The sequence below is a fragment of the Amycolatopsis tucumanensis genome (assembly GCF_021654135.1).
Lineage (GTDB): Bacteria > Actinomycetota > Actinomycetes > Mycobacteriales > Pseudonocardiaceae > Amycolatopsis_E > Amycolatopsis_E tucumanensis.
Genome location: NZ_JAKGSD010000068.1, coordinates 20,457 through 39,916, shown reverse-complemented (window position 1 = coordinate 39,916; position 19,460 = coordinate 20,457). Strand labels below are relative to the sequence as shown.

General features: G+C 72.8%; 23 protein-coding genes. 9 read left to right on the top strand and 14 right to left on the bottom strand.

Annotated features, from left to right (window positions below; all coding sequences use genetic code 11):
• Positions 1-239: 239 nt before the first annotated feature.
• The 4 genes from tatB to sigE form a co-directional block, all read right to left on the bottom strand.
• Positions 240-653, bottom strand: a complete 414-nt coding sequence (gene tatB / locus L2C96_RS39200; RefSeq protein ID WP_020420940.1) for a Sec-independent protein translocase protein TatB — start codon at positions 651-653, stop codon at positions 240-242.
• 102 nt (positions 654-755) lie between these two features.
• Positions 756-2,279, bottom strand: coding sequence for a S1C family serine protease (locus tag L2C96_RS39195; RefSeq protein WP_237339694.1), 1,524 nt, complete (start codon positions 2,277-2,279; stop codon positions 756-758).
• 81 nt (positions 2,280-2,360) lie between these two features.
• A complete protein-coding gene (locus L2C96_RS39190) occupies positions 2,361-3,011 on the bottom strand; it encodes an anti-sigma factor family protein (protein WP_020420942.1) in 651 nt (216 codons plus the stop codon).
• Entirely contained in the window at positions 3,008-3,625 is a 618-nt protein-coding gene (gene sigE / locus L2C96_RS39185) for an RNA polymerase sigma factor SigE (protein ID WP_017986913.1), read from the bottom strand. The genes L2C96_RS39190 and sigE overlap by 4 nt, the downstream gene beginning before the upstream one ends.
• A gap of 191 nt (positions 3,626-3,816) precedes the next feature.
• Between sigE and L2C96_RS39180 the strand changes: the two genes are divergently transcribed.
• The 3 genes from L2C96_RS39180 (at position 3,817) to L2C96_RS39170 (ending at position 5,746) form a co-directional block, all read left to right on the top strand.
• The gene (locus tag L2C96_RS39180) at positions 3,817-4,455 is read left to right on the top strand and encodes an O-methyltransferase (RefSeq protein WP_020420943.1); all 639 of its coding nucleotides are present in this window, start codon (positions 3,817-3,819) and stop codon (positions 4,453-4,455) included.
• A gap of 121 nt (positions 4,456-4,576) precedes the next feature.
• Positions 4,577-5,350 carry a helix-turn-helix transcriptional regulator gene (locus L2C96_RS44875; protein WP_272883883.1) on the top strand — a complete coding sequence of 258 codons (774 nt, stop codon included), beginning with the start codon at positions 4,577-4,579 and terminating at the stop codon, positions 5,348-5,350.
• 24 nt (positions 5,351-5,374) lie between these two features.
• The gene (locus L2C96_RS39170) at positions 5,375-5,746 is read left to right on the top strand and encodes a VOC family protein (protein ID WP_237339693.1); all 372 of its coding nucleotides are present in this window, start codon (positions 5,375-5,377) and stop codon (positions 5,744-5,746) included.
• 241 nt (positions 5,747-5,987) lie between these two features.
• Here the strand turns inward: L2C96_RS39170 and L2C96_RS39165 are convergent, their stop codons facing one another.
• Complete coding sequence (locus L2C96_RS39165) at positions 5,988-7,145, bottom strand: MFS transporter (protein WP_237339698.1); 1,158 nt, start codon at positions 7,143-7,145, stop codon at positions 5,988-5,990.
• A gap of 107 nt (positions 7,146-7,252) precedes the next feature.
• Between L2C96_RS39165 and L2C96_RS39160 the strand changes: the two genes are divergently transcribed.
• The gene (locus tag L2C96_RS39160; protein ID WP_237339692.1) at positions 7,253-8,182 is read left to right on the top strand and encodes a LysR family transcriptional regulator; all 930 of its coding nucleotides are present in this window, start codon (positions 7,253-7,255) and stop codon (positions 8,180-8,182) included.
• Positions 8,183-8,280: 98 nt separating this feature from the next.
• Here the strand turns inward: L2C96_RS39160 and L2C96_RS39155 are convergent, their stop codons facing one another.
• Together L2C96_RS39155 and L2C96_RS39150 are read right to left on the bottom strand one after the other, a co-directional pair.
• Positions 8,281-9,702 (bottom strand): leucyl aminopeptidase family protein, encoded by a 1,422-nt coding sequence (locus L2C96_RS39155; RefSeq protein WP_237339691.1) that lies wholly within the window; start codon positions 9,700-9,702, stop codon positions 8,281-8,283.
• A gap of 73 nt (positions 9,703-9,775) precedes the next feature.
• Positions 9,776-9,943 (bottom strand): DUF3117 domain-containing protein, encoded by a 168-nt coding sequence (locus tag L2C96_RS39150; protein ID WP_081617745.1) that lies wholly within the window; start codon positions 9,941-9,943, stop codon positions 9,776-9,778.
• A 168-nt stretch (positions 9,944-10,111) separates the two neighbouring features.
• Between L2C96_RS39150 and L2C96_RS39145 the strand changes: the two genes are divergently transcribed.
• Positions 10,112-10,906, top strand: coding sequence for an enoyl-CoA hydratase-related protein (locus L2C96_RS39145; protein ID WP_020420950.1), 795 nt, complete (start codon positions 10,112-10,114; stop codon positions 10,904-10,906).
• A gap of 332 nt (positions 10,907-11,238) precedes the next feature.
• Here L2C96_RS39145 and L2C96_RS39140 read toward each other — a convergent pair whose 3' ends face one another.
• The 4 genes from L2C96_RS39140 to L2C96_RS39125 are packed head-to-tail and all read right to left on the bottom strand — an operon-like array spanning position 11,239 to position 13,505.
• Complete coding sequence (locus tag L2C96_RS39140; RefSeq protein ID WP_237339690.1) at positions 11,239-11,808, bottom strand: DNA-3-methyladenine glycosylase I; 570 nt, start codon at positions 11,806-11,808, stop codon at positions 11,239-11,241.
• Entirely contained in the window at positions 11,805-12,260 is a 456-nt protein-coding gene (locus L2C96_RS39135; RefSeq protein ID WP_020420952.1) for an SRPBCC family protein, read from the bottom strand. The genes L2C96_RS39140 and L2C96_RS39135 overlap by 4 nt, the downstream gene beginning before the upstream one ends.
• Positions 12,257-12,559, bottom strand: coding sequence for a DivIVA domain-containing protein (locus L2C96_RS39130; protein ID WP_017986902.1), 303 nt, complete (start codon positions 12,557-12,559; stop codon positions 12,257-12,259). Before L2C96_RS39130 ends, L2C96_RS39135 begins: the two co-directional genes overlap by 4 nt.
• Position 12,560: 1 nt before the next feature.
• Positions 12,561-13,505 carry a glucosyl-3-phosphoglycerate synthase gene (locus tag L2C96_RS39125; RefSeq protein ID WP_237339697.1) on the bottom strand — a complete coding sequence of 315 codons (945 nt, stop codon included), beginning with the start codon at positions 13,503-13,505 and terminating at the stop codon, positions 12,561-12,563.
• 48 nt (positions 13,506-13,553) lie between these two features.
• On the opposite strand from L2C96_RS39125, the gene L2C96_RS39120 reads away from it, so the two are divergent.
• Positions 13,554-14,225, top strand: a complete 672-nt coding sequence (locus tag L2C96_RS39120) for a lysophospholipid acyltransferase family protein (RefSeq protein WP_237339689.1) — start codon at positions 13,554-13,556, stop codon at positions 14,223-14,225.
• A 49-nt stretch (positions 14,226-14,274) separates the two neighbouring features.
• On the opposite strand, the gene L2C96_RS39115 is transcribed toward L2C96_RS39120, so the two are convergent.
• From L2C96_RS39115 to dapE, 3 genes are read right to left on the bottom strand one after another with little or no spacing between them, the layout of a single operon-like run.
• Positions 14,275-14,841, bottom strand: a complete 567-nt coding sequence (locus L2C96_RS39115; protein ID WP_020420955.1) for an LOG family protein — start codon at positions 14,839-14,841, stop codon at positions 14,275-14,277.
• On the bottom strand, positions 14,842-15,612 hold the full coding sequence (locus L2C96_RS39110; protein WP_017986898.1) for an LOG family protein: 771 nt from the start codon (positions 15,610-15,612) through the stop codon (positions 14,842-14,844).
• Between the two features lie 25 nt (positions 15,613-15,637).
• Positions 15,638-16,714, bottom strand: coding sequence for a succinyl-diaminopimelate desuccinylase (dapE, locus tag L2C96_RS39105; RefSeq protein WP_237339688.1), 1,077 nt, complete (start codon positions 16,712-16,714; stop codon positions 15,638-15,640).
• 34 nt (positions 16,715-16,748) lie between these two features.
• Between dapE and L2C96_RS39100 the strand changes: the two genes are divergently transcribed.
• The 3 genes from L2C96_RS39100 to L2C96_RS39090 are packed head-to-tail and all read left to right on the top strand — an operon-like array spanning position 16,749 to position 19,157.
• The gene (locus tag L2C96_RS39100; RefSeq protein WP_020420957.1) at positions 16,749-17,183 is read left to right on the top strand and encodes a hypothetical protein; all 435 of its coding nucleotides are present in this window, start codon (positions 16,749-16,751) and stop codon (positions 17,181-17,183) included.
• A gap of 15 nt (positions 17,184-17,198) precedes the next feature.
• Positions 17,199-18,179 carry a 2,3,4,5-tetrahydropyridine-2,6-dicarboxylate N-succinyltransferase gene (gene dapD, locus L2C96_RS39095; protein ID WP_020420958.1) on the top strand — a complete coding sequence of 327 codons (981 nt, stop codon included), beginning with the start codon at positions 17,199-17,201 and terminating at the stop codon, positions 18,177-18,179.
• Positions 18,180-18,215: 36 nt separating this feature from the next.
• Positions 18,216-19,157, top strand: coding sequence for a CHAD domain-containing protein (locus L2C96_RS39090; RefSeq protein WP_372491316.1), 942 nt, complete (start codon positions 18,216-18,218; stop codon positions 19,155-19,157).
• Positions 19,158-19,460 lie beyond the last annotated feature (303 nt).

The window sequence follows — 19,460 nt, the reverse complement described above, 5'->3', positions numbered from 1 at the left end:
GCCGAGCAGCGGCGTCAAGGCGGGAAAGAGTACCTTGACCCCGCTGATCGGCGACTAAAGATCGGCTGTGGATCGGGGGCGGGGGAGGTCTGGTTGGGGTAGTCGCTTGCTTTGCGTTGCCGGCTTGCGGATTCGAAGTGAGAAGGGCCGCCCCTGCCGGGGTGGCCAGTGCCGTTGCGTTGCCGGTTTGCGGTTGTGCCAGAAAAAAATGGGCCACCCCTCCTGGGGTGGCCCGCTTCTCAGGTGGCGTCTGGGTCTGTGGGCGGCTTTTCGCCTGGTTTGAGTGGTTCTGGGTCCGGCTTCGCGGCCGGGGTGGTCGTCGTGGCGGGGTAGCCGTTCGGTTTCACGCTGCCGCCGGACAGGCCGTTGATCCCGAGCGGGTCCGGGTCACCGTCGAAGAGGTGCTGGGTGACCGCCCGGCGCGGGTCGAAATTGCGCAGCTGCCGCAGGTCCTCCAGCGGCTTCTGGAACTGCTCGAAGTCCGAGCCCATCTCGTCCTTGAGCTGCTGCCGGGCGCCGGTCGCGAAATCGCGCACCTTCCGCACGCTCCGGCCCAGCCAGGCCGCCGCCTCGGGCAGGCGCTCCGGGCCGAGGATGAACAGGCCCGCGACGATCAGGACGAGGATCTCGCCCCAGCCAACGCTTTCGAACATTCGCGAACCTCCGCCTCACACGGCTCCAGCTACCTCAGATTACCCCGCCGGCCGGCCTGTTCGGATCCCGCGCGCGGAGTTCACGTCTCGTCCATCCGGCGGTCAGTCCGAGCCGAGCGTCACGTCGACCATCAGCGTCCGCCCCTGCCGGACCAGCTGCACGGGCACCGTCTCGCCGATCTCGTGCTGCCGCACCGCCACCGTCAGCTCCGCCGCGTTCCGGACCAGGCGGTCGCCGAGCTTCGTGATGACGTCGCCCTCCGCGATGCCCGCCCGCGCGGCCGGACCGCCGTCGGCGACGTTCAGCACCTGCGCGCCCTCCGACGTCTCCGCCGCGACCGACGCCGCGTTCACCCCGATGTCGGCGTGCTTGACCTGGCCACTGCTGATGAGCGTGCGCGCGATCTTGATCGCGTCGTCGGCCGGGATGGCGAATCCGATGCCGATGCTGCCGCCCGAACCGTCCGCGCCGCCGTCCGTGCGGATCGACGAGTTGATGCCCACCAGTGCGCCCGTCGAGTCGACCAGCGCGCCGCCCGAGTTGCCGCGGTTGATGGGCGCGTCGGTCTGGATCGCGTCGTACGTGACCGGCGGCTCGCCGTTCTCACCGGCCGCCGTCACCGGCCGGTGCAGCGCGCTCACGATGCCCGAGGTCACGGTGTTCTCCAGGCCCAGCGGCGACCCCACGGCGATCACCGAATCACCCGGTTCGAGGCCGGCCGGGTCGCCGATCTGCAGCACCGTCGGGTTCGACACCGCCACCTTGATCACGGCCAGGTCCGTCTTCGGATCCGTCCCGACCACCCGCGCCTCGGTGCGGGTGCCGTCGGTGAACACCGCGGTGATCTTCGCCTGCGGATCGCTGGTGGCCAGCGAGATGACGTGGTTGTTGGTGATCGCGTAGCCCTGCGGGTCGATCATCACGCCGGAGCCGACGCTGCCGGACTGACCGGACTTGACCTCGATCGAGATGACCGCGGGCGCCACCCGCTGCGCGATGTCGGCGATCGAACCGGGCGCGCGTTCCTTGCCCGCCTCGGCCTCGGAGATCGTCGCCGACCCGGTCAGCGAGTCGCCCGCACCGCCGAGCCACCAGCCGATCAGGCCGCCGACGGCGCCGATGAGCAGGCACACCACCCCGAGCAGACCGAGCGCGACCGGCTTCACGCGGCGGCCGAACAGCAGCTCGGGCAGCGACAGCTGGGCACTGCGCGGACGGTCGGCGTCCTCGTCGTCCTCGTCGTCGGGATCGAGCGCCGGGCGGGACAGCACCGCGGCCGAACCCGGGTCACGCCACGGGTCGGTCATGCGGGACCACAGCGGCGGCTCCGGATCACCGCCCGGCTGCCTGCCGTTGTCCCCGGCGGGGCGCTGCAGCCGCACGTCCTCCGCGCCGGGCGGGCGGCCGAAGGCCTCGGCCAGCGACTCCGGCGCGGGCGGCGCGGCGACGATCTTGTCGCCGTTGCGTGTGCCGGGGGTGTAGAGCTTGTCGAAGGCACCGTCCACGCCGTGCGGGCGGCCGAACACGCCGGCTTCCGCGGGATCCACCGGCGGCCGGTCCAGCGGGCGGGGCGCCAGCCGCGGTTCCGCGCCTGCGCTGTCCTGTGGTGGATTCGGCTGACTCATCGTTCCCCGGGTGGATGGCTCGTCGTGCTGTCGGCGCGACCCTACGCCACCGATTCTCCCCCGCGGACGGTGAAGGGCGCGTCAGCGACTGGCCACGGGGGCGGGAGTGGTGGTCGTCGTGGTGGTGGCGGGCACGCTCGGCTCGCCACCGAGCTGCGCACGCAGCACACCGGGCGCGGGCGCCTGGCCCGGCTCCGGGTTGGCCTGCGTGGGATCGCCGGTCGACGAGGTCACGACCAGCGCGAGCGCGCTCAGGACCAGGCCGGACACGGCCACCCCGGCGCCCTGCGCGACGCGGCGCCGCACCGAGGGGTGACGCTGACCGCCCAGAACGGCGGAACCACTACCGAGGGGCGCGCTCGACCCGAGCGGCGCCGACGAACCAAAAGGGGACGACCGGAGACCGGCGACGCGGTCGGGCCGCTGGATGGCGACCAGCTGGCCGTCCTCGGTGACGGCGAGGTTGTCGGGACTAGTGGGCAGGTCGGTGTCCTGCGGGATGTTGCGCAGGCTCGCCAGCAGGCTGGCCGGCATCGAGGGTGCTTCCGCGCGCCGGACCGCCGCGCGCACCTGGCGCTGCGACGTCACCTCGGCGGCGCAGATCGGGCACCGGGCGACGTGCGACGCGGCACGCTCGTGGGCGCCCAGGCTCATCTCGCCGTCCACGAAGGCGACGACGGCGTCGGGAAGCAGGTGAGACTCGGGCAGGCCCCAGCCTCGCAGTTCGCTCATGCGGAAACCCCCACGGATTCCTCCTTGGCCGCCCGGCGCCGTTCGAGCGAGGCACGCAACGCCTGCCGGCCGCGGTGGATCCGGCTGCGCACGGTGCCCAGCTTCACGCCGAGCGTCGCACCGATCTCCTCGTAGGAAAGTCCTTCGACGTCGCACAGCACCACGGCGGCGCGGAACTCCGGCGGCAGCTCGTCGAGCGCGGCCTGCAGGTCCGGGTCCAGGTGCGTGTCGCTGTAGACCTGCTCGGGGCTCGGGTCGTCACCGACGATTCTGTCGGTGTCCTCGGGCAGCCCCTCCATGCGCACCCGCGAGCGGCGGCGCGCCATGTCCAGGAACAGGTTCGTGGTGATGCGGTGCAGCCAGCCCTCGAAAGTGCCCGGCTTGTAGGAGGCCAGTGAGCGGAACACCCGGATGAACGTCTCCTGGGTGAGGTCCTCGGCGTCGTGGGTGTTGCCGGTCAACCGGTACGCCAGCCGGTAGACGCGGTCGCCGTGCTCGCGGACGACCTCGTCCCACGACGGCGGAGTCCACGCGGACTCGTCGACGGTGACCGGGCGGCCCTCGACCTGCTCGTTCTCCAGGCTGTTCTGCATCGTGGGGGACGGCACCTCCATCAGGCTGTTCTCCCAACTGATCTGTCCAACGCGGGCCATCCGCACTGTGTTCCCGGGAACCCCCTGGCGCCCGTTGAGACCCAGCTTGGCCCCTCTCCTTATGTGGGTAGTGAGACGAGACTGAGAGCCGCCTGAGAGAAGTGTGCACGTCTTCCACGGGTTTGGCGACGACCAGCGCTAACCTTTGCCGCGTGACCTCCGAGACGCTCGCGGCGAGTGGCGGCGACCACGCCGAGGGCTACCTGCCCGACCACCCGGCGGACGCCGCGCTGCTCGCCGCGCGGGCGCGCTCGGCGGAACTGGGCTGCGCGGCGCTCGGACCGGCCACCGGCGCGGCGCTGTGCTTCCTGGCGACGAGCCTGCGGGCGCGCGCGGTGGTCGAGATCGGCACCGGCATCGGGGTCAGCGGGCTCTACCTGCTGCGCGGGATGGCCCCGGACGGGGTCCTCACCTCGATCGACATCGAGCCGGAGCACCACCAGGCCGCGCGCCGCACCTTCCGCGAGGCCGGGTACCCGCCCGGCCGCACGCGGCTGATCATGGGCCGGGCGCTGGACGTGCTGCCGCGCCTCACCAGCGGCGGCTACGACCTGGTGTTCGTCGACGCGGCGCGTGCCGAGTACCCGCGTTACTACGAGCACGGCGTCCAGCTGCTGCGGCCCGGCGGGGTGATCGCGTTCCACGGTGTGACCGACGCGGCCCGCGGCGAGCGGCGGGAGCCCGGCGTGCTCGCGGCGCGCGAGCTGGCGCGGGCCATCCGTGAGGACGAGCGGCTGGTGCCGGCGCTGCTGCCGGTCGGCGGGGGGTTGCTGGTCGCCGCGGTGCAGTGATCATCGCTGGTCAGCGCTGTGTCGCGGGCCGCTGGCGCGGTGTGACGCCCCTCGAAATCGTCGTACCCCTGGTGCAGGATCTCCTCACGCGGGAAATGTCCGGATCGACGAGGGGGTCGTCATGCGCGAGGCAGTCCTGAACGCCGCGCGGTTCATCACCACGCACGCCGAGGAGCCGTTGGGGCTGGGGGACGTCGCCGACCACGTCGGCTACAGCCCGTTCCACCTGGCCCGCACGTTCACGCGGGAGCTGGGCATGCCGCCGTGCCAGTACCTGACCGCGCGCCGGTTCGAGCGGACCAAACAGCTGCTCCTGCAGACCGACGAGCGGATCATCGACATCTGCAACGCGGTGGGGTTCTCCGCGGTCGGCACGTTCACCTCCCGGTTCACCGCCGCGGTGGGCACCACGCCGGTCGAGTTCCGGCGGCTGCCGGACGTGCTCGCCGACTCGCCGCCGCGGCCGATGTCGTCCCCGGGCGCGGGCGGCGGCACGGTGATGGGCACGGTCCGGCTGAGCCCGGCCGCGCAGGTGGCGCTGGGGCCGGACCCGGCGGTGTACGTCGGGCTGTTCCCCAAGCGCGCCGCGCGCGGGTTCCCGGTCAGCGGCACGCTGCTGGCCGAACCCGGTGACTTCCTGCTCACCGGGGTCCCGGCGGGCACGTACTGGGTGATGTCGTCGGCGCTGCCCAGCGGCGGCGGCGCGACGGCGCAGCTACTCCCGGGCCGCACCGTGGCCGGCGCGTGTCCCCGGGCGGTGCGGGTGTCGGCGGAGGCGCCGGTGCACCAGCGGGACGTGCACCTGGACCTGGGGCAGGACTGGTCGCCGCCGGTGCTGATCGCCCTGCCGGCGCTCGCCTCGGCCGATGCGCAAGAACGGAGAAGACACCGGTGAGAGCGCCGCCGTAGCGTCCGGAGGGTGATCACGCACCTGCACTCGGCCACGATCCTGGTCGGCGACCAGGAGGAGGCGCTGCGCTTCTACGTGAGCACGCTGGGGTGGGAGAAGCGGGAGGACCTGCGGTTCGGGCCGGTGCACCGGTTCCTGAGCGTGGCGCCGCCGGGCGCGGTGACGTCGATCGTGCTGGGGCAGCCGGAGGTCTACGCGCGGGAGCTGGTCCCGGGCGGCACCGGGATCACGGTGATGACGCCCGACGTGGCCGCCACGCAGGCCGAGATGTCTGCCCGGGGTGTGCGCTTCGCGGGGCAACCGCAGGCGATGCCATGGGGCACGAAGGCGACGTGGTTCACCGACCCGTTCGGGAACGAGTACTTCCTGCTGGAGGGCTGAGGGCTGCGATCAGGCCGGGATCGCCGCCCGGCGGGCAGCGGCTGCGCGAAGGCTGATCCTTGCGGCCCGACCAGCACCGCCGGGTCGCCGCCGCACTGGTCACCCTCAGCCGAAATCAACCACCGGGTGGTGCGCCCCTCGGCCCGACCACGGCCAACGGGGCTGCCGTGCTGGTCGCCCTCAGCCGAAACCAGCCGCCGGACGGTGTGCCGACACCCTGGCCACCGCCGCGCCGGTCGCCCTAAACCACAGCCACCCGCGCGGTCCGCGCCCGCAGCCCGACCACCGCGGCGCCGGCCAGTGCCAGCCACACCACCGCGGCCCCGACCAGCCAGCTCCAGCCGAACCGTCCGAAGACCACGCTCCCGGCCGTGCCGCCGACGCTGCTGCCCAAGTAGTAGGCCAGCGTGTACATCCCGGACGCCTGGCCCCGCGCCCCCTCCGGGGCCTCCGCCGCGGCCCAGCCGTTGGCGACCGCGTGCGCGGCGAAGAAACCGCCGGTGAGCACCACGAAACCGAGCACCACCAGCGGCAGCGAGTCGGGCAGGGTGAGCAGGATCCCGGTCGCCATCACGGCCAGCCCACCGAGCACCGCGCGCGGCCGGCCGAACCGGGCGACCAGCCTGCCCGCGTTCGACGACGACACCGAGCCCACCGCGTAGGCCAGGAACACCAGCGAAGCGACCGCAGGCGACAGCCCGAGCTCCCCGGTCAGCCGGAAGCCCGCCGCGTTGTACATCGCCACGAAGGCGCCCATCGCGAGCAGCGCCACCCCGTACTGGGCCAGCAGCACCGGCCGCCGCAACGCGGTCCCGACGCCGGTCAGCACGTCCCGCAACCGCAACCCCGGACCGCGCGGCCGCGCGCCCGCAGGCAACGACAACACCGTGATCGCGCTGCACACCAGCGCCACCCCCGCGACCACGGCCAGCGCGCCGTGCCAACCGAGGGCCTCCGCGCTGAACCCGGCCGACAGCCTGCCGACCATGCCGCCGACCGTGTTGCCCGCGATCATCGCCCCGACCGCCGCGGCCACCCCGGTCTTGCCGAGCTGCTCAACCAGGTACGCCGAGGCCACCCCAGGGAACCCGGCGATCGCGATCCCCTGCAACGCCCGCAACGCGAGCAGCACCGGGTACGAGGGCGCGAACGGCATCAGGAGGCCGAGCACGACCGACAACGTCACCGACGCGACGATGATCGGCCGCCGCCCGACGATCTCCGACAACGCCGCGATCGGCAGCACCGCGATCGCCAGCGCCCCGGTCGCCACCGACACCGCCAGCGACGCCGAACCGGGGTCGAGCTGGTACTGCGCGGCGAGCTGCGGCAGGACCGGCTGCGGCGCGTAGAGCAGGGCGAACGACGAAATCCCGGCAGCGGCGACCGCGAGCTTCACCCGCCGCGTTGCCGGGCGGGCTGGGGCGAGCACATCGACTGACACGCCTCGAAAGTAAGCCGCGCTAAAAAATACGTCCAATGCGCGGAACTGGCAAAATTAATACCGTGACGTATGAAAGCCCGGCGGAAGCGTCTGACCAGCGGCCGGCCGCGGAGCTCGCGCCCAGCCTGGCCCTGCTGGCGGCCCTGCGTGAAACGCGCAACATCACCCGCGCGGCGGAGCGGCTGGGCATCCCGCAGCCGACGGTGAGCCGCCGCCTGGCCGGGTTGTCCGAGGTCGTCGGCGCGCCGCTGACCCGGCCGGACGGGCGCGGCGTCCGGCTCACGCGAGCGGGCGAAATCCTCGCCGCGACGGCCGCCCGCGCGCTCGCTGTCGTCGAGACGGGTGTGCGGCAGACGCGGGAGGAGATCTCGCCGGACAGCGGGCACGTCGTGCTCGGGTTCCTGCACCTGCTGGGCCGGTGGCTGGTCCCCTCGCTGCTGCGCGACTTCCGCGCCGACCACCCCGGCGTGCGGTTTTCGCTGGTCCAGGGCTCGCGGCAGCACGTGCTGGACCGGCTCGCGGACGGTGAGCTGGACCTGGCGCTGGTGGCTCCGCTGCCGGACACCGCGGCGCTGGACAGCTTCGCATTGTCGGAGCAGGACCTGCTGCTGTCGGTGCCGGAGGCGCACCCGCTGGCCCGGCGGCGCCGCATCCGGGTCGAGGAGCTGGCCGACGAGCCGTTCGTGACGCTCGAACACGGCTACGGCCTGCGTCAGATCATCGACGACCTGTGCGCGGCGGCCGGGTTCGAGCCGAAGATCGCGTTCGAGAGCCAGGAGTCGGACACCGCGCGGGGCCTGGTCGCCGCGGGGCTTGGGGTGGCGCTGCTGCCGCGGTTCGGGCCAGCGCCGCCGGCCGGGGTGGTGGAGGTGCCGCTGTCGCCACGGGTCAGCCGCACCATCGGACTGACCTGGCGGGCAGGCGAGGAACCGACCCCGGCGGTAGCCGCCTTCCGGGACTACGTGCGCACCAACGGCACGCGCTACGCCTGATCTGAGCCGGGCCGGGAGTAGCACTTCGGACCCGCGGCGCCCTCCCGGTAATCGAGATACCACCGCCCCGCAGGGCAGCCACACCATCGCGCCCGGAACTACGCCTGATCCGAACCGAACGCCTCCGCGAACGCCACCAGCGTCCGCGCCGCGAAACCCGTCGCGCCCGGGACGACCTCCGCGTAGGGCTTCTCGGCCCTGGCGGGGCCCGCGATGTCCAGGTGCGCCCACGGCAGGCCCTCGGTGAACTCGCGCAGGAACAGCGCCGCCGTGATGCCGCCTGGCCCGCCGGGCGCCTGCTTCACGTCGGCGAGCTCGCCGCGCACCGCGTCGGCGTGGGCGTCCAGCAGCGGCATCCGCCACCATGCCTCCCCGACGCTCGCGCCCGCCTCGCGGATCTCGTCGGCCAGCTTGTCGTCCGTGGCGAACAGCCCGCCGGTCCGCAGGCCCAGCGCGACCTTCATCGCGCCGGTCAGGGTCGCCACGTCCACCACCGCGTCCGGGCTGAACCGCCGGATCCCGTAGGCCAGCGCGTCCGCCATGACCATGCGGCCCTCGGCGTCGGTGTTGGACACCTCGGTGGTCCGCCCGCCGTAGTGCCGCACCACGTCGCCCGGCCGGTACGACGAGCCGGACACGTGGTTCTCCGCCGCCGGGACCAGCGCCGTGACCCGCACCGGCAGCCGCAGCGAGGCGATCGCCAGCGCGGCCGCGATGACGGCGCCACCGCCGGCCATGTCGGTGCGCATCAGGTGCATCCCGTCGGCCGGTTTGATCGACAGGCCACCGGTGTCGAACGTGATGCCCTTGCCGACCAGCAGCAGGTGACGGACCGCGCCACGCGGCCGGTACGTCAGCTCGATCAGCCGCGGCGGGCTCGCCGAGCCCCCGCCGACCGCGAGCACCCCGCCGAAGCCCTGCGCGGCCAGCCACTGCTCGTCCCGGATCGTGGCGCTCAGGCCCGGCACCTCGCCGGCCAGTCGCGCGGCGGTGTCGGCCAGCCACTCCGGGTTCTTGACGTTGGACGGCGTGTTCGCCAGGTCCCTGGCCAGCGCCGACGCGCCGGCCAGCACCCGCGCGCGCTCGACGACCCGCTGGTGACCAGTGTCGGCCGTGACCAGGCGCAGCGTGCGTAGCGCAGGCTGCTCCGCGTCGCCGCTGACCTTGAACCGGTACCCGCCGAGCAGCGCCCCCAGGGTCAGCTCCGCGACCTGCTCGCCGGTGACGTCGGCATCCAGTTCGACCTGCACCGCCTTGACGTCCGCGGCCTCCCTGGCGAGGGCCGCGCCCGCGGCGCGCCAGTGCGCGGGCCCGCCCTCGCCGATCCCCACCAGCCAGCGCACGTCCCCGCCGGGGAGCCGGCGGACCTCACCGGCCTTGCCGGTGTGCTCGACTCCGGCGACCGGCGCGTCCGCACCAGCGGGGACCAGGACGGCCAGGTCGGCGCCTCGACGGCGGCCGTCGGCGACCTCGACGTCGATCAGCCGGGTGGGAACGGACGGCAGGGGGAACCGCGCCATCTGGCGACCTCCTGGAACTCAAGGGACTGCGGCCGCGCGTGACGTCAGCCGTTGACGACGGAACGGGAGCGGGTCAGCTGGTGGCCTCCTGCAGGGCAACCCCCAGGTCCTTGGCCTCTTCGGCCGACAGCTCGACGACAAGTCGCCCACCGCCCTCGAGCGGAACGCGCATCACGAGGCCCCGCCCCTCCTTAGTCACCTCGAGGGGACCATCTCCGGTCCGGGGCTTCATGGCCGCCATAGCGTGCTCCCTCCGTATCAACCGGCGCGCCCGGGTCGCGCTCTTCAAGCCAACCGGGTCAGGCCCCATTCTCCCTCATCAGGATGGGCGCGCGAACGCGGACCGATCTTTTCGTGTTTGCTTAGGTGCTGGTATCGCCCCTCACCCGAGATTTCAGGAGGCCCTCCGGTGACCACCGAGGACGTGCTGCTCACCGCCGACGCCGACGGCGTGCGCACCGTGACGTTGAACCGCCCCAAGGCCTACAACTCGCTCACCGTCGAGCTGAAGGAGCGCCTGCTGGCCGCGTTGCGCGAGGCTTCGGCGGACCCCGCGGTGCGCGCGGTCGTGCTGACCGGCGCGGGCAAGGCGTTCTGCGCGGGCCAGGACCTCAAGGAGCACGTCGGGCTGCTGCAGGCAGGCGACCCGGCGCCGCTGCGGACCGTGCAGGACCACTACAACCCGATCGTCCGGGCCATCGTGGAGATGCCGAAGCCGGTGATCGCCGCGGTGAACGGGCCCGCCGCGGGCGCGGGAGCGGCTTTCGCCTACGCCGCGGACCTGCGCATCGCCGCGTCGTCGGCGAACTTCCTGATGGCGTTCGCCAACGTCGGGCTCGGCCCGGACTCGGGCGCGTCGTGGACGCTGCAGCGGCTGGTCGGCTACGGCCGGGCGGCCGAACTGATGCTGCTCGCGCGCACGGTCGGCGCCGAGGAGGCGCTGTCGCTGGGCCTGGTCACCGAGGTCGTACCGGACGAGGAGCTGGCCGGCCGGGCGCAGGCGCTCGCCGCGAAGCTCGCCGCTGGACCGACGGTCAGCTACGCGAAGATCAAGCAGGTGCTGACCGTGGCCGCGGAGGGCTCGCTGGAGGACGCGCTGGCCGCCGAGGACGCGGCGCAGACCGTGCTCGGCTCGACGGCCGACCACCGCGAGGCGGTGGAGGCGTTCGTCGCCAAGCGCAAGCCGGACTTCCAGGGCAAGTAGGGCCATTCCGCGGCGGAGCCGCTGTCACCACACACGCAGCTGGCGCCGCCGCGGGTTCGGAGTCGGCTCAGCCGCGCGAAGCGCGTCCGTTGAGGGTGGTGGCGGGCTGGCGGGAGGGCCCCTCGCGAGGACAGCGCCGACGTGGTGGTCGGCACTGCGCGCGGAGCGCGTCCACCAGGGGTGGTGGTCGGGCCGGCGGGCGGGGATTCACGATGACGCGATCCCACAGCCCGGAAGCACGGCGGCGCGAAGCGCCTCGATGAGGGGCGGTGGTCGGGTGGCGGGCGGGATCCTGAGGTTCCGCCACCCGCACCGCCGCGCAGGGTGCCCAACTATGAATTTGCGCGGAAGCAGGTCACCAGGTGGTCGTCGACCATGCCGGTGGCCTGCATCAGCGCGTAGCACGTCGTCGGGCCGACGAAGGCGAACCCGCGCTTCTTCAGCGCCTTCGCCATGGCCGTCGACTCGGGCGTGATGGCCGGGACGTCCGCCATCGTGCGCGGGCGGGGCCGCTCCCCCGTCGGCGCGAACGACCACAGCAGGTCGTCCAGCGGCTGGTCCAGCATGGTGATCGCGCGGGCGTTCGTGATCGCGGCCAGGATCTTCGCCCGGTTCCGCACGATCGACGCGTCCGCCATCAGGCGCTCGACGTCGTCGTCACCGAACTCGGCCACCTTCTCCGGCACGAAACCGGCGAACGCGTTCCGGAAGCCCTCCCGCTTGCGCAGGATCGTGATCCACGACAGCCCGGACTGGAACGCCTCCAGGCACAGCCGCTCGTACAGGGCGTCCTGCCCGCGCAGCGGCACGCCCCACTCCGTGTCGTGGTACTCGGCGTAGTCCGGGGCCGAGTTCCCCCACGGGCACCGCGACACCCCGTCGGCGCCGATCGACTCCGTCATACCTGCCCCACCGAATAGCTCTCCGCGAACTTCGCGAACCGTTTCAACGAGTACCGCAGCCCGATCACGAACGCGGGCTTCACCACCGGCCAGCCCAGCTGCCCCGCGGGCCCGAGCGGCGGCACCAGGCTCTCCGACCACACGAACGTCGAGGAGTGCGCGCCCTTCGCGTGCACGTGGAAGGCGCCGGTGCCCTTGACGACGCTGCCCAGGTGCCGGACCGTGCACCGCACCGGCGGCTCCCAGCTGGTGATCACCATCGGGTCGGTGACGCCGACCCCGCGCACCCCGGTGAACGCGCTCAGCTTCGACCCGACGCTGCGGCCGTCGCCCTCGACGACCTCGACGTGCGTGCCGAGCATCCACTCGTGCTGCCGCTCCCAGTCGGTCAGCGCGAGCCACGTCGTGCCCGCGCTCGCGTGCACGTCCACGGACAGGACCAGGTCGATCATCCCGAGGTCTGCCGTTCCGCCTCGAGCTCGGCCACCCTGGCGCGGAGCTCGTCGATCTCGGCGCCCAGCCGCCGCACCACCCAGTCCACTTCGGACATCTTGTACCCGCGCAGCACGAGCTGGAAGCGCACCTTCTGCACGTCCTCGCCGGTGATGTCCCGCACCGGCAGGCGCGTCGGGGAACTGCCCGGCGGCAGCGGGGCCAGCTCCTCGCCGCGGCCGAACACGACTGCGGCCAGCAGGAACACCACAGCCGCCACGAGCAGCATGATCACGAGGTAGATCAGGGCGGTCGTCACGTCAGAATCGTGACACACCCGGGCGGGGTTCGTCCCCCGAGCGCACCTCGCGCATCGGCGGCCGGTCGGCGACCAGGACGTCCGACTCCCGCGGCACCCACGCCCCGGCCTCGGCCACGAACTGCGTCAGCGTCCCCGAGCCGCCCGCGTCGACCCCGCAGCGAGCCAGCGCCGTGCCGAGGATCTGCCGCGCCATGACGCCCAGCTGCAGCAGCGACCGGTTCCGGTGCTTCCGGACACCCAGGTTGACCTGCGCGAGGCCGGCCATGCCGTAGCGGGCCTCGGCGTCGAGCAGCAACCCGATCTCCACCCCGTACCCGGCCGCGAACGGCACCGACTCGAGGAACTCGCGCGTGGCCGCGTACTCCCCACCGAGCGGCTGGACCACCGCCGACAACGCGGGCCGCAGCGCGGACAGCACCGGGCGCGCGAGCAGCTCGGTCACCCGCCCGCCGCCGTGACCGGCCTCGGCGGACTCGACCCGCAGCGGCCGCCGGTAGAACCCCTTGACCAGGTGCACGCCCTCGGCCAGCAGCAACGGGCCGAGCAGCGCGGGCACGAACCCGGGATCGGGGTCGACGAGGTCGGAGTCGAGGAACACGACGAGGTCACCGGTGGTCGCCGCCAGTGACCGCCAGAGCACCTCGCCCTTGCCGGGCAGCGGTTCCAGGTCCGGCAGCACGTCCTCGCGGCGCACCACCCGCGCGCCCGCCTCCACCGCGACCTCGATCGTCGCGTCGGTGGAACCGGAGTCGACGACCACCAGCTCGTCGACGAGGGTGCCGACCAGCGGCCGCACCGACGCGACCACCTCGCCGACCGTCTTCTCCTCGTCGAGCGCGGGCAGCACCACCGACACGGTGCGGCCCGCTTTCGCCCGTACCAGGTCAGCGGGGTCGAAATCGGGCTCCTGCCACGTGCGCAGGGCGAACCAGCCGGTGTCCATGACCGCCGATCGTGCCATGCTGGGATTGACGACGAACTGGAGGAACCCGTGCTTTACCAGCTGATCCGTCTCCTGGCCGTACCGGTGGTCAAGCTGATCTACCGGCCGGAGGTGCGCGGCGTCGACAGGGTTCCCGCGTACGGCCCGGTGATCCTCGCGCCCAACCACCGCGCGGCGGTGGACACGACGCTGCTGGCGCTGGTCAGCCCGCGGCGGGTGCGGTTCCTCGGCAAGGCGGAGTACTTCACCGGCAAGGGCCTGAAGGGCCGGCTGATGGCCGCGTTCCTGGACGCGGTGGGGTTCGTGCCGGTGGAGCGCGGCAACGCGAAGGCCGGGCTGGCGGCGCTGGAGTCCGGCCGCAAGGTCCTCGACGAGGGCGGCGTGTTCGGCATCTACCCGGAGGGCACGCGCTCGCTCGACGGCCGCCTGCACCGCGGGCACACCGGAGTCGGCTCGCTGGCGCTGGCGACCGGGGCGAAGGTCGTGCCGGTGGCCATGACCGGGACGGAGAAGCTGCTGCCCAACGGCAAGCTGTTCCCGCGGTTCGCGAAGGTCACCGTCGAGTTCGGGGAGCCCTTGGACTTCTCGCGCTACGACGGGCTGGACGCGTCGCCGGCGATCCGGCGGGCCGTGACCGACGAGGTGATGTACGCGATCGCCGAGTTGTCGGGGCAGGAGTACGTGGACAAGTACCACAAGCGGCCCGGGGAGGCCGCCTAGCGACCCCCACCCCGGTCGCACATTCTCGACTATGTGCGCCCGGGGTGCGTCACTGCCACTTGGCGATGTCGGGGGCCTCGTACTTCGCGAAAGCGTCCAGCAGCGCGGCGGGGTCCTCGTCGACGAAGACCAGGTCCCGGTGTTCCGGGCGGAGGAACTTCTCGGTGACCATGTGGTCGATGAACTCCTGGAACGGGCGGTAGTACCCGCGCACGTCGACCAGGCCGATCGGCTTTTCGTGCAGACCCAGCTGCGCCCAGGTCCAGACCTCGGCCAGCTCCTCCAGCGTCCCGGCGCCGCCGGGCAGGGCCAGGAACGCGTCGGCGTACTCGGCCATCTTCGCCTTGCGTTCGTGCATGTCGGCGGTCACCACGAGCTCCGACAGGCCCGCGTGGGCGATCTCCACCCGCTTGAGGTGCTCCGGGATCACGCCGATCACCTCACCGCCCGCCGCGAGCGCGCCGTCGGCCACCGCGCCCATCAGGCCGACGCTCGCGCCGCCGTAGACCAGGCCGATGCCGCGTTCGGCGAGCAGCTTGCCGAGCGCCGTGGCGGCGTCCACGTACACCGGGTCGCCGCCGCCGGAAGAACCGCAGAACACACAGATTCGCTTCACTTAGTGGGTGTCCTCCCAGGCCTTGTAGGCCTCCTCGACCATCGCCACCGCCTCGTCGACGTCGTCGGTGAGGTGCAGCAGCGCCAGGTCCTTGTCACTGATCTTGCCCTGGGCGTGCACCGAGTCCCGGACCCAGTCGTAGAGCCCGCCCCAGTAGGACCGTCCGAACAGGACCACCGGGAACTTCGTCACCTTCTTGGTCTGGACCAGGGTGAGCGCCTCGAACAGCTCGTCCAGTGTGCCGAACCCACCGGGCAGGCAGATGAACGCCTGCGCGTACTTGATGAACATCGTCTTGCGGGTGAAGAAATACCGGAAGTTCACCCCGAGATCGACCCACGGGTTCAGGCCCTGCTCGAACGGCAGCTCGATGCCCAGCCCGATGGACAGCCCGCCCGCCTCGGACGCGCCGCGGTTGACCGCCTCCATCGCGCCCGGCCCGCCACCGGTGATGACCGCGAACCCGGCGTTCGCCAGGCCCGCGCCGATCTTGCGGCCCAGCTCGTACTCGGGGTGGTCGCGCGGCGTGCGGGCCGAACCGAACACGGTGACCGCGCGCGGCACCTCGGCCAGCGCGCCGAAGCCCTCGACGAACTCGGCCTGGATGCGCATGACCCGCCACGGGTCGGTGTGCACCCAGTCGCTGGGCCCGCGCGAGTCGAGCAGGCGCTGGTCGGTGGTGGTCGGCTCGATGCGGCGCTCGCGGCGCAGCACGACCGGCCCCCGCTGCTTCTCCCGCGGGTGCTCGGGATACTCGGACGTTCCGTCCACTTCTGGCCCTGTCACGCCGCCGAGCTTACTGGCCCAGGAAGTCCCGCAGCACGCGCGTGACCTGCCGGATCTCCCGCGCCGCGACGTGCTCCTCGCGGGTGTGCGCGAGGGTCGGGTTCCCGGGACCGAAGTTCACCGCGGCCATGCCGAGCGCGGCGAACCGGGCGACGTCCGTCCACCCCAGCTTCGCCGCCACCGCGCCGCCGGCGGCCTGGACCAGCTCGGCCGTCGCCGGGGCGGTCAGCCCGGGCAGCGCGCCCGGCGAGAGGTCCACAACGGACAGTTCGTAGCCGTCGAACACCTCGCGCAGGTGCTTTTCGGCCTGTTCCGGGCTGCGGTCCGGGGCGAACCGGAAGTTCACGGCGAGCACGGCCTCGTCCGGCACGACGTTGCCGGCGATGCCGCCGGAGATCCGCACGGCCTGCAGACCCTCGCGGTAGGTCAGGCCGTCGATGTCGACCACCCGCGCCTCGTAGGCCTCCAGCCGCCGCAGCGGCTCGCCGAGCGCGTGGATCGCGTTGACGCCCATCCAGGCCCGCGCGGTGTGCGCGCGCTTGCCGGTCTGGCGCAGCTCGACCCGCATCGTGCCCTGGCAGCCTGCCTCGATGACCGCGTTCGACGGCTCCCCGACGATCGCCAGGTCACCGGCCAGCCACTCCGGCATCTCCCGCTCGATCCGGCCGAGACCGTTGCGCACGGCCTCGACCTCCTCGTTGTCGTAGAAGACGAACGTCACGTCGTGGCGCGGTTCGGTGACGGTGGCGGCCAGGTGCAGGAACACCGCGTCGCCGCCCTTCATGTCGACCGTGCCGAGCCCGTGCAGCACCTCGTCGTCGCCGGAGCCCTCGCGGCGCACCGGCAGGTTCTCGTTGACCGGCACCGTGTCCAGGTGCCCGGCCAGCACCACGCGGGCGGGCCTGCCGAGGTTCGTCCTGGCCAGCACGGCGTCGCCGTTGCGCACCACCTCCAGGTGCCCGGCCTGCGCGAGCAACGCGGCCTGCACCGCGTCGGCCAGCGCCGCCTCCTGCCCGGACACGCTCTGGACGTCCACCAGCGCGGCGGTCAGGTCGACGGGGTCGGCGTGCAGGTCGAGAGTCGTCATGTCCCGACTCTAGGGGGTGTCGTACGGTGGGCGGATGCGCACGTGGAAGGCCCTGATCACGCTCGGTGCGCTGGCACTCGTGCTGGCCGGCTGTTCGAACGAGGCGGGCCCGACCCCGAAGGGCGGCGGGGGCCAGGCGGAAACGCCGTACGCCCTGTCGGTCAAGCTCAACGCCCTCACCGCGGACACCTGCTTCCGCGACCCGGCCGGCCAGACCCCGCGCGGCTGCGGCAAGTACGTCACCGAGCTGGGCAGCACCCCGGGCCTGGTGCGCGAGCAGGCCGGCCCCAAGCACCCGGACGTGGTCGCGGCGGCGAACGGCCTGGAAAAGGCCATCGGCGACTACCGCGGCGGCCACTGCGACGCCGTCGCCGAGCCGGGCGGCGCGTGCACCACGGCGCTCACCGCGATCGCCGACAGCCTCCGGTCGGTCAAGCAACTGGTGGACACCCAGCTCATGACCGGCTGAGTTACGGTTGGGGCCGTGAGCGAGCAGAGCCCCAACCCCGAGACCACCGGTGCGCACGGCGTCGGCCTGGCCACCGTCACCACCGACGGGACCGTGCTGGACACCTGGTTCCCGCAGCCCAAGCTGGGTGAGCCCGGCACCAGCGGAACCGAGCGGCTGACCCGCGAGCAGGCCGCCGAGGTCCTCGGCGAGGCCGCCGCCGCGCTGCTCGGCCCGGACGAGGCCCGTGGCGTCGAGGTGGTCGCCGTCCGCACCACCATCGGCACGCTCGCGCAGGCCCCGGCCGACGCGCACGACATCTACCTGCGCCTGCACCTGCTGTCGCACCGCCTGGTGCAGCCGCACGGGCAGAACCTGGACGGCATCTTCGGCCTGCTGGCCAACGTCGTGTGGACCAACCACGGCCCGTGCCCGGTCGAGGGCTTCGAGCAGACCCGGCTTCGGCTGCGGGCGCGCGGCCCGGTCACCGTCTACAGCGTCGACAAGTTCCCGCGCATGGTCGACTACGTGATGCCCACCGGGGTGCGGATCGGCGACGCCGACCGCGTGCGCCTCGGCGCGCACCTGGCCAACGGCACCACTGTCATGCACGAGGGTTTCGTCAACTTCAACGCGGGCACACTCGGCGCGTCGATGGTCGAGGGCCGCATCTCGGCCGGTGTGGTCGTCGGCGACGGCACCGACGTCGGCGGCGGCGCGTCGATCATGGGCACGCTGTCCGGCGGCGGCAAGGAGGTCATCTCGCTGGGTGAGCGCTGCCTGATCGGCGCCAACGGCGGGGTCGGCATCTCCCTCGGCGACGACTCGGTGGTCGAGGCCGGGCTCTACGTCACGGCCGGGACGAAGGTCGTGGTCGAGGGCAAGACCGTCAAGGCGCGTGAGCTGTCCGGCATCTCCGGCGCGTTGTTCCGTCGCAACTCCGAGACCGGCGCGGTCGAGGCCGTTCCGCGGACCGGTGCGGGTATCGAGCTGAACGAGATGCTGCACGCGAACTGACCTGGGTGCGATTTTCGTTCACCTATCATTCATCCGGTGAGCACCGCTACGTTGCCATCCCGTGTCGTGACCGCCGGTGACCTGGGTCTGCCCGGCGAACCGCTGGTCGCGGGGCCACGAGACACCCCCGAGGCCCTGCTGCGGGCGCGGATCGACGGTCAGCTGCGCGCGATGCTCAAGTACGAGCCGGGCACGCGGTCCGGGGCCGATCCCGAGGACCTGCACCAGATGCGCGTCGCCGTCCGCCGGCTCCGCAGCGCGTTGAAGCTGCTGGGGCCGGCGGGCGACGACGTGCGGGCCGAGCTCAAGTGGCTCGGCGCCGGGCTCGGCGAGGTGCGTGACCACGACGTGCTGATCGACCACCTGCGGGCCACGGTCGCGTCGTTCGACGAGTCCGACCAGCAGGCGGGCGCGCGGCTGGTGCGGATCTTCGTCGCGGAGCGGTCGAAGGCGAAGCGCCGCCTGAACCGGTGCCTCGGCAGCGCCCGGTATGCCGCGCTGTTGCGGTCGACGGCGCGGCTGGTGCTGACGGAGCTGCAGCTCACCCCCGGTGCTCAGCCCGGGCCGGTCGACGTCGCCGCCGTGGTGCGGAAGCCGTACCGGAAGCTGACGAAGGCGGTGACCGCGCTGCCGGCCGACCCGCCGGACGACGAGCTGCACGAGCTGCGGATCCACGGGAAGCGCCTGCGGTACGCGGCGGAGACGGCGAAGTCGGCGGCGCGGAAGAAGCAGGTCACGCGGGTGCGCGAGCTGATCAAGGCGACGAAGCGGCTGCAGGACGTGCTGGGCGACCACCAGGACGCGGTGGTGGCCGCCGAGCGGATGCGCGCGCTGGTCGCCGCGACGGACGAGCCGGCCGTCGGTTTCGTCGCGGGCCGCATCGCGGAGCGCGAACTGAGGCGCCGCGCGGCGGCGCGGGCCGCCTGGGGCGCGGTGCTGGCGGACGTGCACACCGCGGCGGCGAAGGTCTGCGGCTAGCTCACTCCGGACGGGCATTGCCGCGGAACCAGATCGCTCGCACGATGCCCAGCCGCGCCGCTCGCAACGGGAGGGCCCCGCAGCTCGCGCACTGCCCGGACGGGCAACCGCAAGGCCCGCGGTCCGCCGCCAAGGCGAGACCATCGCGCGAGGCGCGCAGCGCCGCCCGCGGAGACGAGCGCCCTCTCGCCACCCGCCGCCCGGCGGACCTGCCGGGTCGGGACAGCCGCGAGGTCAGCGGGCCGCCGCGGATCGCGTACTGCCCGGGCGGGCATCGCCCGAAACGAGCGCCCTCTCGCCACC

Excerpts from the sequence above, each read along its gene's own strand:
- tatB (WP_020420940.1), bottom strand. The coding sequence starts at position 653 with ATGTTCGAAAGCGTTGGCTGGGGCGAGATCCTCGTCCTGATCGTCGCG.
- L2C96_RS39195 (WP_237339694.1), bottom strand. The coding sequence starts at position 2,279 with ATGAGTCAGCCGAATCCACCACAGGACAGCGCAGGCGCGGAACCGCGG.
- L2C96_RS39190 (WP_020420942.1), bottom strand. The coding sequence starts at position 3,011 with ATGAGCGAACTGCGAGGCTGGGGCCTGCCCGAGTCTCACCTGCTTCCC.
- sigE (WP_017986913.1), bottom strand. The coding sequence starts at position 3,625 with ATGGAGGTGCCGTCCCCCACGATGCAGAACAGCCTGGAGAACGAGCAG.
- L2C96_RS44875 (WP_272883883.1), top strand. The coding sequence starts at position 4,577 with ATGCGCGAGGCAGTCCTGAACGCCGCGCGGTTCATCACCACGCACGCC.
- L2C96_RS39155 (WP_237339691.1), bottom strand. The coding sequence starts at position 9,702 with ATGGCGCGGTTCCCCCTGCCGTCCGTTCCCACCCGGCTGATCGACGTC.
- L2C96_RS39150 (WP_081617745.1), bottom strand. The coding sequence starts at position 9,943 with ATGGCGGCCATGAAGCCCCGGACCGGAGATGGTCCCCTCGAGGTGACT.
- L2C96_RS39140 (WP_237339690.1), bottom strand. The coding sequence starts at position 11,808 with ATGACGGAGTCGATCGGCGCCGACGGGGTGTCGCGGTGCCCGTGGGGG.
- L2C96_RS39135 (WP_020420952.1), bottom strand. The coding sequence starts at position 12,260 with ATGATCGACCTGGTCCTGTCCGTGGACGTGCACGCGAGCGCGGGCACG.
- L2C96_RS39125 (WP_237339697.1), bottom strand. The coding sequence starts at position 13,505 with ATGGACACCGGCTGGTTCGCCCTGCGCACGTGGCAGGAGCCCGATTTC.
- dapE (WP_237339688.1), bottom strand. The coding sequence starts at position 16,714 with ATGACGACTCTCGACCTGCACGCCGACCCCGTCGACCTGACCGCCGCG.
- L2C96_RS39100 (WP_020420957.1), top strand. The coding sequence starts at position 16,749 with ATGCGCACGTGGAAGGCCCTGATCACGCTCGGTGCGCTGGCACTCGTG.